13 protein-coding genes and 3 tRNA genes are annotated in these 15577 nt (G+C 50.4%); 2 read left to right on the top strand and 14 right to left on the bottom strand.

The window, feature by feature from the left end:
- Window positions 1-377: 377 nt before the first annotated feature.
- The 4 genes from NST96_RS13095 to NST96_RS13080 all read right to left on the bottom strand — a co-directional run bounded on the left by NST96_RS13095 (window position 378) and on the right by NST96_RS13080 (window position 1934).
- Window positions 378-1295, bottom strand: a complete 918-nt coding sequence (locus NST96_RS13095) for an NAD(P)/FAD-dependent oxidoreductase (protein WP_039071136.1) — start codon at window positions 1293-1295, stop codon at window positions 378-380.
- Window positions 1296-1616: 321 nt separating this feature from the next.
- Window positions 1617-1700 (bottom strand) — tRNA-Leu (locus NST96_RS13090).
- A 19-nt stretch (window positions 1701-1719) separates the two neighbouring features.
- A tRNA-Thr gene (locus NST96_RS13085) sits at window positions 1720-1795 on the bottom strand.
- Between the two features lie 62 nt (window positions 1796-1857).
- Window positions 1858-1934: transfer RNA gene (locus tag NST96_RS13080), tRNA-Asp, on the bottom strand.
- A gap of 181 nt (window positions 1935-2115) precedes the next feature.
- Between NST96_RS13080 and NST96_RS13075 the strand changes: the two genes are divergently transcribed.
- A complete protein-coding gene (locus NST96_RS13075) occupies window positions 2116-3039 on the top strand; it encodes a C40 family peptidase (protein ID WP_003386952.1) in 924 nt (307 codons plus the stop codon).
- A 137-nt stretch (window positions 3040-3176) separates the two neighbouring features.
- On the opposite strand, the gene NST96_RS13070 is transcribed toward NST96_RS13075, so the two are convergent.
- Window positions 3177-3758: a LysE family transporter gene (locus NST96_RS13070; protein WP_003386953.1), complete on the bottom strand. Its 582-nt coding sequence runs from the start codon at window positions 3756-3758 to the stop codon at window positions 3177-3179.
- Window positions 3759-3866: 108 nt separating this feature from the next.
- Here NST96_RS13070 and NST96_RS13065 point away from each other — a divergent pair, with 108 nt between their 5' ends.
- Window positions 3867-4421: an XRE family transcriptional regulator gene (locus tag NST96_RS13065; protein WP_003386954.1), complete on the top strand. Its 555-nt coding sequence runs from the start codon at window positions 3867-3869 to the stop codon at window positions 4419-4421.
- On the opposite strand, the gene NST96_RS13060 is transcribed toward NST96_RS13065, so the two are convergent.
- The 9 genes from NST96_RS13060 to NST96_RS13020 all read right to left on the bottom strand — a co-directional run bounded on the left by NST96_RS13060 (window position 4418) and on the right by NST96_RS13020 (window position 15573).
- Entirely contained in the window at window positions 4418-4564 is a 147-nt protein-coding gene (locus NST96_RS13060) for a hypothetical protein (RefSeq protein WP_311067549.1), read from the bottom strand. The genes NST96_RS13065 and NST96_RS13060 overlap by 4 nt on opposite strands.
- Before the next feature lie 80 nt (window positions 4565-4644).
- On the bottom strand, window positions 4645-6003 hold the full coding sequence (locus NST96_RS13055; protein ID WP_003386956.1) for a nucleotide sugar dehydrogenase: 1359 nt from the start codon (window positions 6001-6003) through the stop codon (window positions 4645-4647).
- 25 nt (window positions 6004-6028) lie between these two features.
- Complete coding sequence (locus NST96_RS13050; protein ID WP_003386957.1) at window positions 6029-6853, bottom strand: response regulator; 825 nt, start codon at window positions 6851-6853, stop codon at window positions 6029-6031.
- A gap of 24 nt (window positions 6854-6877) precedes the next feature.
- A complete protein-coding gene (locus tag NST96_RS13045) occupies window positions 6878-8293 on the bottom strand; it encodes a glycosyltransferase (protein ID WP_024985047.1) in 1416 nt (471 codons plus the stop codon).
- A 19-nt stretch (window positions 8294-8312) separates the two neighbouring features.
- Window positions 8313-9476 (bottom strand): HEAT repeat domain-containing protein, encoded by a 1164-nt coding sequence (locus NST96_RS13040; protein ID WP_024985046.1) that lies wholly within the window; start codon window positions 9474-9476, stop codon window positions 8313-8315.
- Between the two features lie 26 nt (window positions 9477-9502).
- A complete protein-coding gene (locus NST96_RS13035; RefSeq protein ID WP_243014011.1) occupies window positions 9503-11722 on the bottom strand; it encodes a hypothetical protein in 2220 nt (739 codons plus the stop codon).
- Window positions 11723-12041: 319 nt separating this feature from the next.
- Window positions 12042-12281: a hypothetical protein gene (locus NST96_RS13030; RefSeq protein ID WP_003386963.1), complete on the bottom strand. Its 240-nt coding sequence runs from the start codon at window positions 12279-12281 to the stop codon at window positions 12042-12044.
- Window positions 12282-12408: 127 nt separating this feature from the next.
- Window positions 12409-14190 carry a M3 family oligoendopeptidase gene (locus tag NST96_RS13025; protein ID WP_031933293.1) on the bottom strand — a complete coding sequence of 594 codons (1782 nt, stop codon included), beginning with the start codon at window positions 14188-14190 and terminating at the stop codon, window positions 12409-12411.
- A 165-nt stretch (window positions 14191-14355) separates the two neighbouring features.
- Window positions 14356-15573 carry a M20 family metallopeptidase gene (locus NST96_RS13020; RefSeq protein WP_035989219.1) on the bottom strand — a complete coding sequence of 406 codons (1218 nt, stop codon included), beginning with the start codon at window positions 15571-15573 and terminating at the stop codon, window positions 14356-14358.
- Window positions 15574-15577: the final 4 nt, after the last annotated feature.

Here is a 15577-nt window from a genome sequence, read left to right as displayed (position 1 = left end):
GGCTGTATCATGATCAGCACTCCCACTTGCTGCAAGCGCCATCCCTCTCCAATCGGTTATAAAACCGCGTCCAGTCAACAGCAAACACGTTCCATCGGCCAGGAGCACCACATATCCTTCTTTGCGGCCGTTGTTGGAGGCCGCTTTCTTGTCTCACCGAAAATTTGCGAAATGCGGGAATCGTCAGCACTTCAGACAAGCCAATGAAAGAAAGCACCAGCCAAAAAACGAATCGCCAAGACAGAAACTCGGCTAAAAGCCCGGCAAAATAAGGACCAATTAACGCAGGTAAAATATCTACCGTCAACTTTTTCTTTGGAAACTCCCCTCGTACCTGAATACCTGACGAAATCTGCCGTAATCTGCCGCAAGAAACTTCAGCCGTTTCTCCTCCAAGCCTCCATATTCAGTTCATTATTGATGGCCGCAGCGACAAATGCGCCCATAGAAGCTGCAGCAATCGCCTGATAGAGCCGCGATGCCGCATCTCCGGCGCTATAGACGCCCGGGACATTCGTTTTCCCGAACTCGTCGACAACGACCGATCCCGCTTCCGTGATGCGGCATCCGATCGTTCGCGGCAGCTCCGATCCCGCGACCAGCACCGGTTTAAAAAAGATCCCCCTGCACGGAATGGTTGTCCCGTCTTCGAGAACCACTTGACGGACGATTCCTTCGCTGGAGTCAATGGATTGAATCGGCGAGTCAAATAGGGGGACTTGATGTCGCTTTAGCTCTTCGCGCTGTGCATCCGTCAGCTCATCGGGGCCGTTCGTGCAGATGGCAAAACGATTCGTCCATCCGGAAATCAATGGAGCGAAGTGCATAAGCTCTGCCCCCTTGTTAATGATGACTAGCGGCTGGTCGCTTAATTCCCAGCCATCGCAATACGGGCAAACGAAGGCGCTTTTTCCGTAAACTTCCGCTAGTCCAGGAATGTCCAGCGGCCGATCCTTCATTCCTATGGCAAACAGCACCTTTCTGCTTTCAAAGGTCTTACCTTGCTCTGTCATAATTTGAAAATGTCCATCTGATCCCGTGATCGAAACGGCCGTATCCGCCACGAAAGACACGGACGGATAGGCGCTTATCTCCTCCTTCGCAATTCGCCGAAATTCACCTGGACTTATTCCGTCACGGGTAAGAAACCCGTGGGTCTCGCGAGTCACCGCATTGCGGGGATGGCCTTCATCGATCACCGCCACATTTTTTCTCGCTCTCCCAAGCATGAGGGCAGCATTCAACCCAGCCGGACCTCCGCCAATAATCGCTACATCAAGCAGTTGTTTTCCCACCATTAACACTCCTTTATGGATTTATAATATCCGTAATTAAGATGCAAAAAGCTTATCGCTTCTTGTCTGCATCGAGATTGCAATGCTTATTTGCAACTGCATGTTTCCCCTCCTCCCTACTTCATATAATAACTATTACAGACCCGCAATATCCATAATATACAGTTCGACTCCAATTTGCAATAACATACTTGGTCCGTACTCTGCTAGTAGTCTCTGCGAGGAGCAGGGCAAAACGGGTTCCCGTATCAGTCCCGCATATGCAAAAAGCTCCTGAATCGTCCATAGGACAAATTCAAGAGCTCTTCATTACTTGGTTGATGCGGTCGAGAGGACTTGAACCTCCACGGTGTTGCCACCACTAGAACCTGAATCTAGCGCGTCTGCCAATTCCGCCACGACCGCAAGCTATTAAGTTGTAAAGTGGTGCCGGCGATAGGACTTGAACCCACAACCCCCTGATTACAAGTCAGGTGCTCTACCAATTGAGCTACACCGGCACGTCCATGCTGAAAGGGTGAACCCGTTTACGGGCGAGAGACTCGTTGCTTCTTCGTAAAAATGGCGGAGCTGACGGGACTCGAACCCGCGACCTCCGGTGTGACAGACCGGCGTGAACTCCAACTTCACCACAGCTCCATTTTCCGATGGCACCGCGCTTTCTAGCGGCGACTCTTGTAATATAGCATGTCCTCAAAAAGAAAACAAGAACTATTTCTATGATTTTTCAAAAAAAGTTTTCATAGATTTACCAGCCATTTTTCGCTACAATTTAATGTAGCACAATGCGGAATCATGTAGAAAATGGAGACGATCTTCTATGAAAAAAACGACACGAATACTCGCCATCCTCTCCGTTTGCGCATTCATGCCAGTGACTGCCCACGCTTCTTCCCCTGTGTATGTGGTTCAAGCGGGCGACACACTGATGAAAATCGCCAGGGAGAATCAGACAACGGTTCAAGAGTTGATGCAAGTAAATCAGTTGTCATCTGATCGGCTGTCGATCGGTCAAAGCCTTTCCTTGCCGGGTACAGCGACTCCCCCTGTTTATGCGGCTGCTGAGTCGGCGGTAAACGAAGCTCCTGCCGATATCGTTTCCCAAGGGAAGTCATCTAGCATTCGGGCCGGGATAAAAGCACGGATTACCGGTGACATCGTAAATGTCCGCAAGTCCCCTACACTCGATTCAGAAGTGATCGGAAAGCTTCCAATGGGCGCGGTCGTAGATGTCCTGGACCCTGGAGCGGAATGGACCAAGATTTCGTTTGGTCAAGACGAATCATTTGTTGCGACCGATTATTTGGATGAGGTGTCCTCCTCTTCCGAATCCTCTTCTAAAGAAGAATCGAAAAAGCGCAAGAAAAGCTCATTCTCAACCAAAGAGTTGTATCGAGCATTCGAACCGCTGTTGAACACCCCTTACGTATTGGGCGGAACGACGACGAGCGGATTTGACTGCAGCGGATTTACTTCCTATGTATTCAAAGAGCTGGGAATCACCCTGCCTCGCACCTCCGAAGAACAATTTCAAGGCGGACAGGCAGTCTCACTGGATGATGCTCTACCTGGTGACCTCGTCTTCTACGACACCATGGGAAGAGGCCGCGTATCCCACGTAGCCATTTATCTCGGCGACGATCTGATCGTTCATGCCAATGGCGACGACGTCCGCTACGAAAAGCTGTCGAATATGCATAAGCTCTATCCGTTCTTCGGGGTCAAACGTTACTCTGATGAGTAGAAGGATAGCTGCCCGCCTGGAAGAATCGAAAAGCTTCCAAGCGTGCTAGGCATCGTTCGTGGGCCAACTGTAAGTCACCTTTTGGGATAGCTGAAGAGCTGTCCCTTTTTCTTTGGAATCAATTCTCTTTCTTTTCTTTAATGCACAAGGATCGAAATAGCGGTAAATACCAATAACAATGCCATAACTACCTGAAACTGATTCCTGTACTTGGATAAGAACCTTTGAAAAACGGAACCAAACACACTCCAACTGATCGTACCCATAAAACCAATGACCGCCAGAAAAAAGGAATACCCGATCAAGCTGAGATTCGAAGTGTGATACGGGAGAATGAAGGTTGAAACGATCGTAATGCCGTACAAGATAGCTTTTGGATTGACGAATTGCAAGAGCATGCCTGTTATGAAGCTGTTTTGGTCCCCATTATTGTCATTTTCATGCTGTTTGCTGATAATCAATTTAATAGCCAAATACACCATGTAGATTGCGCCTAAAACCGTCATGATCCATTCCATTTTCGGAATGAAGCTTTTCAGCAGGAGATCAAAGTAACTGCACAGTAACATAATGATGAAAAAGCCTGAACCAACTCCGAAACAAAACCGCAGCGTCTTCTTAAAACCGTACTTATTGGCAAATACCATTGCCATAATGTTATTGGGTCCTGGCGTAAAGCTGGAAACAAAAGCGTAGAGCAATAATGAAAAGAAAGGCATCTGGGAACCTCCTTTACCGAATGTGTTATAACGACGACAGCGACCGTTATAACGGTTTACTTTATATTGTACAAATTGGACGTCATATTGTAAATAAGGAGTGTGTGTATGGAAGAGATCAATCTGATCATTGCCAAAAACTTAAAAGCCATCCGAGAAAGCAAGAAACTGACTCTTGAAAAGGTCGGAGAACTGACTGGAGTCAGCAAAACAATGATCGGTCAAATTGAAAGAGGCGAATCGAGCCCCACGATTACAACGATCTGGAAAATCGCAAATGGCTTGAAGATCTCCTTCACTTCCCTCATCAATCATCCGCAACCCGATACGAAAGTGGTCTTGCGGAGCGAGGTTCAAACATTATCTGAAGACGATGGGAAGTATCGCGTTTACCCCTACTTTCCCTTCCAGGAGGATAAACGCTTTGAAGTTTATTCTGTTGAAATCGAAAAAGGCGGTTCCTTTCAATCGGATTCGCACGGAGACGGGACTGAGGAATTTATAACGGTTTTTGACGGGGAAGTGACTGTATGTGTAAACAACATCGAATATACGGTGAAAAACGGTGATTCGATCCGATTCAAGGCCGATCGACCGCATTCCTACCGCAATACCGGAGAAACGATGACACGGATGAGTATGATCATCTATTACCCTGCTTAAAAAGCCGCTTCAAATGAGCGGTCGTTTTCACCATTTGTATAATCTTGTCGTACCGGGGCCGACTGCCAAGCAGGTGTGGTCCGACTACCGCCACGCAGCGCCGTGCCGTGTGCAGGGAGAGGCAGACGGTGCGTGCCGCTCATGCCCCTGCTGCCTCCCAACGAAAAAGGTCTTCCGCAACCTTCAGCTTGCTAGCCGAAAGTCACGAAAGACCTTCCTATTATTAAATCGCTAATGAGGCCTCAGGCGCTTGCATGGTTTTTACGGAAGTGCCCAGCTTGTAGAGATGCGGAGCTTGTATGCCGTCAAACGCATTGCGCGTATCCAGTATCGCGACTCCCATCTCCGCCAATTCCCGGTAGTTAAAGACACTGTGATTGGTCAACAGGACCATGCAGTCATAGCTTCTCCACGCTTTCGCGTCGTATGCTACACTCCTCACCTCTTTCCCGCTCTGATCCACGAATGTCTTGGCATAAGGATCATAGTAGTCAACGAGTGCCCCGGCTTCTTTGAACAACTCATACACCTGCAGCGATGGCGACTCGCGCAAATCGTCGATATCAGGCTTATAAGCCATGCCGAGCAGCAATACCTTTGAGTTGCGGATCGACTTTGCGTACATGTTGAGAATCACGGATGTCTTGTAGACCACATGATCTGGCATGCTGTTGTTGATCGACTGGGCAAGATCGATGAATTTGCTAAAGAAGCGGTATCCTTTCGCCTTCCAAGACAAATACATCGGGTCGAGCGGGATGCAGTGGCCGCCGATTCCCGGTCCGGGGTAAAACGGCATAAATCCGAACGGCTTGGTGGAAGACGCCTTGATCACTTCCCATACATCGATGCCCATTCGCTCGCACATCAAGGCCATTTCATTTATAAACGCGATGTTGATACTGCGGAAGGTGTTTTCCAACAGCTTGGACATTTCCGCTACTTTGGTCGATGATACCGGGACGATTTGATGAATGAAGTTGCCATATAGTTGAACACCGAGTGCGAGGCATCTTTCCGTCGTCCCGCCAATGACCTTGGGCGTATTCTTGGTAGAGAAACGACTGTTCCCCGGGTCTACACGCTCCGGCGAGAAGCAAAGGAAAAAGTCATTCCCTACCTGATAGCCCATCCTTTCCAGTTCCCACTGGATCAATTCTTCGGTAGTGCCCGGATAAGTCGTGCTCTCCAGCGTGATCAACGGCCCATTTTGGATATGATGCTTGATTTGATCGACGACGCGGGAAATGTACGAGGTATCCGGATCTTGGTTTTCACTAAGCGGGGTGGGAACGCAGATGCTGATGGCATCCAGCTCCTTCAGTACCCGATAATCGGTCGTGGGGATGAATTTTCCTTCCTTGACCAATTGGTCGACAGGATCATTTGGCACATCGCGTATGTAGGACTCCCCTCGCTGCAAGGTTTCAATCTTTTTCAGGTCCAGATCAATTCCGAAGACGGTAAATCCGTTTCGGGCCATCTCAATTGCCAATGGAAGTCCCACATACCCCAGTCCAATGACTCCTACCTTCGCTGTCTTTGCTTCGATTTTTTGTTGAAGTGCTGTAAATCGATCCATCTGGCATCCCTCCGGTTGTTTGTATCTAGGAAACGAGCAAACGCCTGATTCTCCAGTCCAGTTCGACAGGGGAAAACGGTTTGGTCAAAAAGTCCGCAACCCCTCGGCGAAAACACTGGGACATATCCTCTTCCAGGCGTCTGTCCGTCAATACCATGATTTTGCAACGTTCCGTCGTTTCATGCTGTTGTTGCAGCCAGTCAATCAGCTGATAGCCATTCATGACAGGAAGTGTCAGTTCGGTAATTACCAGGTCCGGCTGCACCTGCTCGACTTTTTCCTTCCCTTCCATACCGTTTTCGGCGAGATGGATTTCATAGCCGTGCCGAGCCAGACGAACGGACAAGATTTGCTGGATCACAGGGTCATTTTCGACCAAGAGAAGGCGGGGACGACGTTCCCATTTGTGATCATGGCCTTTCACTACCTGGATAGCGGAAGGCATGGCAGCCGTCTGGTACAAGCGCTCTGTCATTTCCCATAAAATGGCTTCCATAGAATCACCGCTTTCCGGATAGGAAGCTACGCATATGCCCTCGGCCAATTGTTCATTGCTTTGCAAATATTCCTTTATCGCCAGCGCGGTGTAATGCGTTTGAGCCAAACTCACATCGTCCAGCAAAATGACGAGGCGTCCGGAGCTCTGTTCGTAAAACAGCTCCGCCGCTTGTTTCGGCTCTTTCGTTGCCAGAAACTGCTGCAACTCTTTCCACTCCAAATCTCCACTGTGTCGGCATCGAATCGCAATCATCCCGCAGGACAGATCGCTTGCCTCATAATACCGGATAAAATACGCCAGTTTTTCCGGTATGCCAGGTGGCCGCATATAACGTCTGTCTTTCTTTTCCATCGGATCCACTCCTCTCTTCGGACGTCAGGATTGGCGAGTCTCTACCTGCCAGCTTTGGCGTGTCATGACGCCCCAGGTGTTGTTGTTCCGCAGAAAATCAATGTGCCCCAGCACACGCCATATGGCCCCCAACTGGTAGTACCCGAAAAACATCAGGAACCCGTACCCGAGAAGCTTCATCAGATCGCTTGGCTTTGTATATCGGCGAAAAGCAAACTCCTCCAGCAAAATCCCGCTGATCGTCAGCAAATAACCGTACAAGAGGTTGATCGCCAGGAATATCAAAACGATATGGGCGTGTGTCATATCGTATAAGCTGTACCCGACAAGGGCGAGAAATCCGGTCAGTTTAAAGTACGGGTTCAGCGTCTCGAAAAGGACGTTGTAAGGCATGGTCAACAGGCCCATGATCTTGTACTTCGGATTAAACAGCATATGCCGGTACTCAATCATGTTTTTCAGATTTCCGCGCCCCCATCTTTTACGCTGGCTCGCCAATATGTGGAGGCTATCGGGAGCCTGCGTCCAGCAGACGGCATCCGGGCAAAACGCGATGCGATATTTCTTTTTGTTTTCCAGCATGTATTTGTGAAGCTTGATGATGATGTTCATATCTTCGCCGGGGTACCCCTCCCGGTAGCCCCCGACAGCAATCACGCAGTCTTTGCGAAAGAGCCCGAAAGCCCCGGAGACAATGATCAATCCATTAATCGAGCTCCAGCCAATGCGACCGCCGAGAAAGGCTTTCATGTACTCGATTGTTTGGAACATCGGGAGGATTTTGTCTGGAAGACGCACTTCCTTGACCATTCCGTCTTCGATCCGGCAGCCGTTGGCAATCCGGACATTCCCTCCGATCGCTACCGTCTCTTCCGGATTTTCCATGTACACCTGCGCCAGCCTGATCAAAGCGTCCCGCTCCAAAAGAGAGTCCGCATCGATCGAGGCAATCAGCGGATAATGAGAAAGATTGATCCCTGCATTCAGCGAATCGGCCTTTCCGCCATTTTCTTTGTCAATCACATACAACTGCGGGTATTGCGGATTGTGGTAAATACCGGATGGCGCTGATGAAGGAACCACGCTTCGGACAGATACATGGCTTTGCCGCTTCAATCCAAACTCGCGAATCAAGACGTTCAGCGTGTCATCTTTGGAGCCGTCGTTGATGACGATGACTTCATACTCCGGATATTGCAAAGCCAACAGAGAGCGAACATTCTCGATAATCGTCAGCTCTTCGTTGTAGGCCGGCACCAAAATCGAGACCGGCGGTACTCTTTTGGAGCCAGCAAGTGATTGAAACCTCGAAAAGCGAGCACGTTTAATAATCGTGGAAATATTCAAGTGTGAAAAGATGTTGATGACAAGATAGATCGAATTGACCACGATGACGTAGTACATCGCAAACAATCCGTATCCAAGCAATAACTCGCGCATAGTTCCTCCTTTTCCATCATCAGATGGCTCGCTCCTTTTGGCGATTGAAATAGGAGTGATAGATCGTCAGCTTGTGATCCCGTTCATAAGAGCCGGGCATTCCTTGCCCTGCAGTCCTATCCTCATGCAGGGCTTCCTGAAGCTGCTGCATCGCCAGATCTGCTGTTTCCTTATGGGGGGTTCGGGAAGCGACTTCGCACAACGCTTGGAAGCCTTCCGCTCCCATTTTGACCAGGCTGCGAGCGGCATGGTATTTCACCCACCAACTCTGATCATCCATCGCCTGCTGGAGGACGGGGATATCATCCGCTTCCCGCCAAGCCCCCATCGCTTTCGCTACAATCGCACGAACTTCCCAGTCAGGGCTTGCCATGAGCACGTTGATCTGATCGGCTGAAACTCTTTCACCTGATACAATCAGTCGGACTGCCTGGATCCTCACCTCTTTCTCCTCCGCCTCGAGCAGCTTCCAGAGGCTGTCAACCAGCGGATCATCGAGATTCGCTGCCGGCAAGCCCGCCATTGCGACAAGCGCCAAACGGGAGTCACCGCTGTTTATCCACTCGCGCAGCAAAGGCAAAACATCAAGCGGCGAATCCCCCAGCACCTCCGCCAGCAGCCGTGGAGAGTCCGGAGAAGACTCCACCATTTTCTCCACCATCACGCGCAGGTCGGAGACACTCCGGGTACAACGGGCGATGGCCCTTGCGATGATGTACCGGCCAGCCTCGTCACTCTCTGCCTCAAGGATGGAAAACAGCGCCGGTGTCGCTTTCTCATATCCCATCGCTCCCAGCTTGTATGCAGCATCGGTCCGCATCGGTCCGGGAAGCTGTTTCAAGCGTCCCAATTCCAGCTCGGGCAGTCCCAGCTTTTCAAAAAGCGCTGTCAGTTGCTCGCGGTGCTTGCCTTTTACGCGCTCGGCGATTTCAATCAGTTTTTCCTCCAGAACCTGCAAATCCCGTTTTCCCAGTGGAACGGCAGGCACTTCCAACGGCTGTTTCTCATCCAAATGGGAAAGGACATAGGCAATATAGTCCTGGTGCTTTGCTGCCAATCGCTGCTTTTCCCGGGTCACGTACAAATGTCTGTATTTCAGGCAAAGCAGTACAATGATCCCTGCAACGATCAACGCCGATGAAACGATCAGAAACAAATACGCTGCTTGCAAATGCTGAAACATCCCTCTGCCAACTCTCCTTCCTCTTGCTAGCGGTAAGTAGGAATCGATTGCAAGGCTTTCTGATAGATGGAAAAGCTCTCTTTCTTCCGTTCCGAGTACCGGGGCAAGCTCCATTCGGACCATGTATAGCGCCCGATGTCGGTCAGCTTGATCATCTGCTCCGCTGAAAGCCCCTGAATCTTTCCGCTTGTTTTGTCCTGGCGCATCGCAATCGCGCGGATACCGGCAGATTTCGTCGAAGTCAAGGTTTTCCCCTTATCCTCGTAACTCATCACCTGCTTGGTGCTGGGATCGGTATATCCGAGCAGCATCCAGGGGACACGAACTTCCACCCATTCGCCACTCGCCTCCCAGTTTGCGAGCGAACTGTACCCTTCTTTTCCCGGGACGTTGGTTCCCCGCTTCATCTGGCCGACGGCAACATCCTCGAAAGGATGCGTTCCTTTCGTATCAGGCGGACTCATTTCCAGTCCGACGGCTAACTTCCACACTGCAAACAAACCCGAATCGTCTTTTCGCTCAGCGTCTGTGTACGGAATCATGCCGTAGCGCTTCCCGTACAGCCGTTTGTGAAAGTCGTAGTTCGATGCGATTTTGACCTCGCTTTCTTCGGCTGTCCCCAAACGGATGAAAGCTTCCAACCCTTCATCCAGATGCAGTCCTGGCAGCTCTGCTGTTTTTCTGTTGCCGCCCGGCAGCGTATCGATTCCGATGACCAAGCTTTCGCGCTCCGGCTGCAGCGCCTGCTCAAGATGGATCAGAAAGTAGACATATGCTTCATCATGTGCAGCCCATATCTCCTGAACGCCGTCCAAACCTCCATTCAGCTTTGCCTTTTCTCCTTCCTTCAGCTTGTCCCAATCGTCCGGGTTCCCGTCGATCTTGATCACATTCTCCAACCCGGCATCCATTGCCAATAAGCCAAAGAACGATTCATTCGTCAGTTCATTTTTCCAATAGGCGCGGCTGTCTTCCGGGATCTCAAAGCGCATCGTATTCCACGTCCGTTTAAACCATTCATCCTGCCACGTAAACAAGATCGCTCCCGAATATCCTTCTGCGGATATTTCGTGCAGCAGCTCTCCATTGATCCGGCCCTGCTCTCGTTCATCATGTCCGCCTTGGTCTCGGCCAAGTGTTCCCAGATGTGCGACTCCCACTGAAGAGGGGACGCCAAACTCGGTTACCATCACCGGTATATTCGGATGATGTGCCTTCAGCTTTCGCAGATACGCTTTGTATGTATCGATCTCTCCTTTTTCATTGCGAACATTTTTCAAAGTGTCATCGTACCGGAAGAGATCAGGATAGTACGGATAGACATGATAGGCTGCGAAATACCCGGCTTCCCACCCTACGGACTCGATATGTGTCGGATCAACACTTACCATGTCTTCGTGAATCATCGGCTCTCCCGGATGCTCCAGCGGATCTGTCGTCACCCAATTGGTGAAGGTTACCGGATGCTGCCAGCCGTGTCTGGATTCAAGTTCGGCTGTATAGTCGAGCATTTCTGCCAGCCAGTATTCAAAGGGAGCTGCTTTCTCTGTCGCTTGAAAATGCTTTCCTTGATAGCGCGGCTCTTCCTTTCGAATCCGGTTGGTGTTCTTTACCATTTCAGGGTCCCACTCTGTTCCGATATGCCAGGCCAATAGATACTGACCCGCATTCGCTGTATAGGTCCCGCTCGCCTTCCCCTTTCGCTCTGGTATCGTCGCATCTCCGTATACAGCACCAACAGCCGCTTCGATTTCATCGCGAAACTCCTTGCGTATTTCCGGCAAAAACGCGTCTTTTTTTTCAATCAGCGCTTCTTCGGGAGACCAGATCCCCTGGATCAAATAGAGGGGGTCTTCCGCATGCTTTTGATTAAATTCGACAAGCGCTTCATAAAAGACAGGCTGATGGATCGTGTAAATACGGACCGCCTTCACACCCAGTTCGTGTATCATTCCGAACCAACGAAGGTAATCTGCTTTCTGGATCGGCAGCTCTCCCGGGTAATGACCGGGCAGCGATGCTCCCATATTGATCCCTTTTACAAAGTAAGGCTTCCATGTTCCTTTCTCGTACACCTGAAACTGATCTTGGTTCGTACGGAATTTCAGGCTGTAGCCTTCCTCTGTTTTCAATGTTTCGACACGGGCGAGGGTCGGATTCCCATAAATAAAGTACGCGCATAACAAGCCCGCAAAAACCGTGAGAAAGAGCCACCCGATCCGTTTGCGAATCACTGTCTTCCCCATTTCGATTGCTCCATTCCTGTTATTGTCAGACACGCTTGTCGGTCATTATAAGCAAGAATATCGCCACCGACCATAGTCACTGGGTACCTGCTTCCTTTTGCTGACCTTTGTCATGAAAATGTAATCAAACGGCATATTTGTACCCATCTTCCCACGTTTTTTATGTGGAGAGTCCTGCAACATGATCAGAAGAGTTCGGAAAAAACGCACAGCTTTCCATACCAGCGGATGAAAAAATGGGTCCTGATCCCTTCAAAAAAATGGTAGGTTGCTCCCAAAAAAAAATGCCTCCCATATCCGATTGGAAGGCATTTCATATCTAGTGCTGCGTGTTTTCATGCTGTCCGTTTTGATTTTGTTGATGGCTGATTTCAATGTTGCGCAGCGCATGCTTCATTTTGTCCAGCTGCATCTGATAATCGCGCACTACAACCGTCAACACACTGACCGTCTCTTTAAAGTCCGGTTCGCTGCTTACTCGGTCGATTGCTCTATGTAAATGCAGCATTTTGTTTTCCGTTTCCCGTAACATGTCCAACAACTGCAATCCGTTCAACACAGTATCACCTCGTCGCCAATTCTTTGATGATTCCCGTTGCTTCTCTTATGCTCTCCTGACAGCGCCAACCCTATACAAAAAAAGAAGAACCCGATCCATCAGGCTCTTCTTTGTCTATCGTACATATTTAACGCCGGGATGCAGCCAGGCTGACAAAGTGGTCAATATCCTCGGCAATCAATTGCAGCGAACCGCGCCAAAAATCAACGGAACGCACATCGACATCCATGATCGCTGCCACATCCGCGATTTTCTTTTTGCCGGTAACGGCCAAAAGCTCGTCGTACTGTTGGACGAACGACTGCCCGCGCTTGCGATACTCGGCGTACAGCCCTTTCGCAAACAAGAGGCCGAATGCGTATGGGAAGTTGTAGAAATTGTAGTCGCCATAGTAATAGTGAGGCTTGCACACCCACATATACGGATGCAGCACTTCGTGGTCCAACCCGTCCCCATAAGCGTCTTTTTGCGCTTGAAGCATTATTGCCTTCAGCTCGTTTACAGAGAGGGAACCGTCCTCGCGCCGTTTAAACAGTTCGGACTCAAACAGGTACCGGCTGTAAATGTCGACGATGACCTGACCTGCTCCGGAAAGGTCGTTTTCCAGGATCGCAAATGCTTCTTCCTCGGATGCCTGTTCCAATGCGGCCTTGGCGATAATCGTTTCGCAGAAGATGGATGCCGTCTCTGCAATCGGCATCGGATAATCACTGTTGAGGAAGGCCTCGCCAACGAGACATTCCCCGTGATAGCCGTGGCCCAGCTCATGGGCGAGCGTGCTGACGTCGTTGTAGCTTCCCGTAAAATTGGACATGATACGGCTCTCTTTGACGACGTGAAGGTTGTAGCAGAATGCTCCGCCGCGCTTTCCTTCTCTTGTCTCTGCATCAATCCAGCGGTTGTCAAAGGCCCTCGCCGCGTACTGTGCCAGCTTTTCGCTGAAACTGCCAAAATGCTTGACGATGAAGTCGCGCGCTTCCTGATACGTAAATCGCATGTCAGCTTCTCCTACCGGCGCGAACATATCATAAAACGGAAGTCCGTTTTCATGCCCCAGCAGCTTGGCTTTTGCCCGATAGTATTTGTGAAACGCAGGCAAACTTTCGCGCATCGCCGTCAGCATCGCATCCAGCGTTTCTTTGTCCATGCGGGAGTCCTGCAGCGTCTTATCCAGCGCAGACTCATAGCCGCGCAGCTTGGTTATGGTGATCACTTCTCCTTTGATTCCGTTCAAGCTGGCAGCGGATGATTCCTCAATTTTTTTATAAGCGGCAAGCTCCGCCTCGTAAGCCTTTTTCCGCAGCTCCGGATCTTTTTCAAAGGCCATATTGCGGACGACTGGCAGAGGTAGCTGTTTTTGTTCGCCATCGACCGTAATCTCGACCAAAAGGGTAGAGGTGAGCATCTCCTGCAGTTTTGCCCAGGCATTGGAGCCTGTGTTTTTCATTTTGGCCAGAATGATTTCTTCTTTTTCACTTAGCAAATATTTGCTCTTCTCTGCCGTTTCAGTAAGGAAATAACGATGGGTTTCAAGCAGAGGTGATTTCGCGATCAACATATCCAACTGTTCGAGTCCACCCAGCCACTTTTGAAAGAGAACGCCAGGCTCCACGAGCTCGACAGCTTGATCCTGAATCCGTTCCACGAGCTGCAACGCCTTTTCATTTTTCGCATCTACGCTTGCCGTCAGCTCGGCGAAGCCGTAAAGACGGGACTGTGTCTGCAGGATTGAGGTCAGCTTGGTTATGTACGCTTCCATTTTCTCGACTGCGTCGGCCTGCGATTGCAGGTTTTGCTTTGCCCATTTCTGCAGCTCTTCGATGGCCGCAGAAAGCTTCTCCCAGTCTTGTTTTAATTCAGGTGCTTCGAAAGACGTATACAATACGTCCAGATTCCAACGCATATCCATGCGGACGTGCCCCCTTTATCTTGGTCAGCCTTCTTTCTATTGTAAAAAAAATCTTATGGAGAGAGCAAGTTTTACCAATATATTTTTTCGATCCGCTCCTTCTGCAGTCGCAAGAAAACCTTGCTCTTGAAAAGAAGCAAGGTTCGTGTCCCGCTGTATCGCCATTCACGCATTGACGGGCTGTTTTAGAAACATTAGCGCGGACAAGGCGAATAACTGTGTCGATTCGACCAGCTGATCAATATCCACGTATTCATCGGCATGATGCGGGATGTGGCGATCCCCAGCACCGGTAGTCAGGATCGGAATTCCCGCCTGGTGCAGAAAGGTGCCATCGGTCGCGCCGGGAACGCCGTTGTACACCGGCTCCTTTCGCGTTAGCTCCCGATATGCCTCGCTGACCGCTGTCACGACCTCGGCATCCATCGGAGTCAGCGTCCATGGCCTTTCTTCGATGACCTCCAACGTCGCTTTGAAGCGGTCGTCCTCACGGGCAAGCTGCTCCAGTATTTGATTCATTTCCTGCCGCAGGGCTTGATGGTCCTGTCCCGGGACGGTACGGATATCCAGTGTCGTCATGCATTGGTCCGGGACGACGTTGATCTGCGCTTCTCCCCTGACGGGAGCCTGCAGAATCGTCGGCGTGATGCTGGGCCATCCTAACATTGGATGATTTCCCAACCGAGCCATTTCCTTTCTTTCCAGCTCCTCCAGAGCCACGATGGCTCTTGCCATCCGCGTGTTCGGATTGATGCCAGTCAGCGGCATAGCACCGTGAGCCATTTTCCCATAGGTACGGAGGATCGCTCGCATGGCGCCCTTCTGGGTAATGCACAACTGATTTTCCTCCGGCTCGCAAATGATCGCGGCATCTACGCCCTTGGCCCATCCCCTGCGAATGAAATCCTTGATGCCGATCATCATTCCTTCTTCGTCACAAGGAATGCAGAGCAGGATTTTTCCGTAAAACGGCAGCTCCGATCGCTGGATGGCCTTTACGGCGCAAATGGCCGCCGCCAGATTGCCTTTTGTGTCACATGAGCCCCGGCCGTAGATGCGGTTGCCCGAAATATGGCCCCCAAACGGATCATAGCTCCAGGCATCGCGGTCTCCTTCGGTAACGACATCCGTGTGAGCTTCAAAGAGGAGCGTTTTGCCCGGACGGCCGGAGTCATAAAAGGCAATGACATTGGGCCGTCCCGGCACCACTTCCTCATAAAAAACCTGAAGTCCCATCTGCCGCAAATAATCAGCCACAAACTGGGCGACCCGCTCTTCATTGCCATCTGCCTGCCCGGGTCGATAGACGCTGGGGATGCGGATCAAATCCTGTGTCAAGCGCACCACTTCTTTTTCATCGACACTCGATATGACTTGATTCATCATG

Origin of the sequence: Brevibacillus sp. FSL K6-2834, assembly GCF_038592925.1 — a bacterium.
Lineage (GTDB): Bacteria > Bacillota > Bacilli > Brevibacillales > Brevibacillaceae > Brevibacillus > Brevibacillus borstelensis.
Note: the sequence above shows the minus strand (reverse complement) of the source record. Positions and strands in the feature narration are given on the sequence as shown.

What these genes read in the sequence shown, in the direction of transcription:
- NST96_RS13075 (WP_003386952.1), top strand. Translation starts at nt 2,116, where the DNA reads ATGAAAAAAACGACACGAATACTCGCCATCCTCTCCGTTTGCGCATTC.
- NST96_RS13070 (WP_003386953.1), bottom strand. Translation starts at nt 3,758, where the DNA reads ATGCCTTTCTTTTCATTATTGCTCTACGCTTTTGTTTCCAGCTTTACG.
- NST96_RS13065 (WP_003386954.1), top strand. Translation starts at nt 3,867, where the DNA reads ATGGAAGAGATCAATCTGATCATTGCCAAAAACTTAAAAGCCATCCGA.
- NST96_RS13060 (WP_311067549.1), bottom strand. Translation starts at nt 4,564, where the DNA reads ATGAGCGGCACGCACCGTCTGCCTCTCCCTGCACACGGCACGGCGCTG.
- NST96_RS13055 (WP_003386956.1), bottom strand. Translation starts at nt 6,003, where the DNA reads ATGGATCGATTTACAGCACTTCAACAAAAAATCGAAGCAAAGACAGCG.
- NST96_RS13050 (WP_003386957.1), bottom strand. Translation starts at nt 6,853, where the DNA reads ATGGAAAAGAAAGACAGACGTTATATGCGGCCACCTGGCATACCGGAA.
- NST96_RS13045 (WP_024985047.1), bottom strand. Translation starts at nt 8,293, where the DNA reads ATGCGCGAGTTATTGCTTGGATACGGATTGTTTGCGATGTACTACGTC.
- NST96_RS13040 (WP_024985046.1), bottom strand. Translation starts at nt 9,476, where the DNA reads ATGTTTCAGCATTTGCAAGCAGCGTATTTGTTTCTGATCGTTTCATCG.
- NST96_RS13035 (WP_243014011.1), bottom strand. Translation starts at nt 11,722, where the DNA reads ATGGGGAAGACAGTGATTCGCAAACGGATCGGGTGGCTCTTTCTCACG.
- NST96_RS13025 (WP_031933293.1), bottom strand. Translation starts at nt 14,190, where the DNA reads ATGGATATGCGTTGGAATCTGGACGTATTGTATACGTCTTTCGAAGCA.
- NST96_RS13020 (WP_035989219.1), bottom strand. Translation starts at nt 15,573, where the DNA reads ATGAATCAAGTCATATCGAGTGTCGATGAAAAAGAAGTGGTGCGCTTG.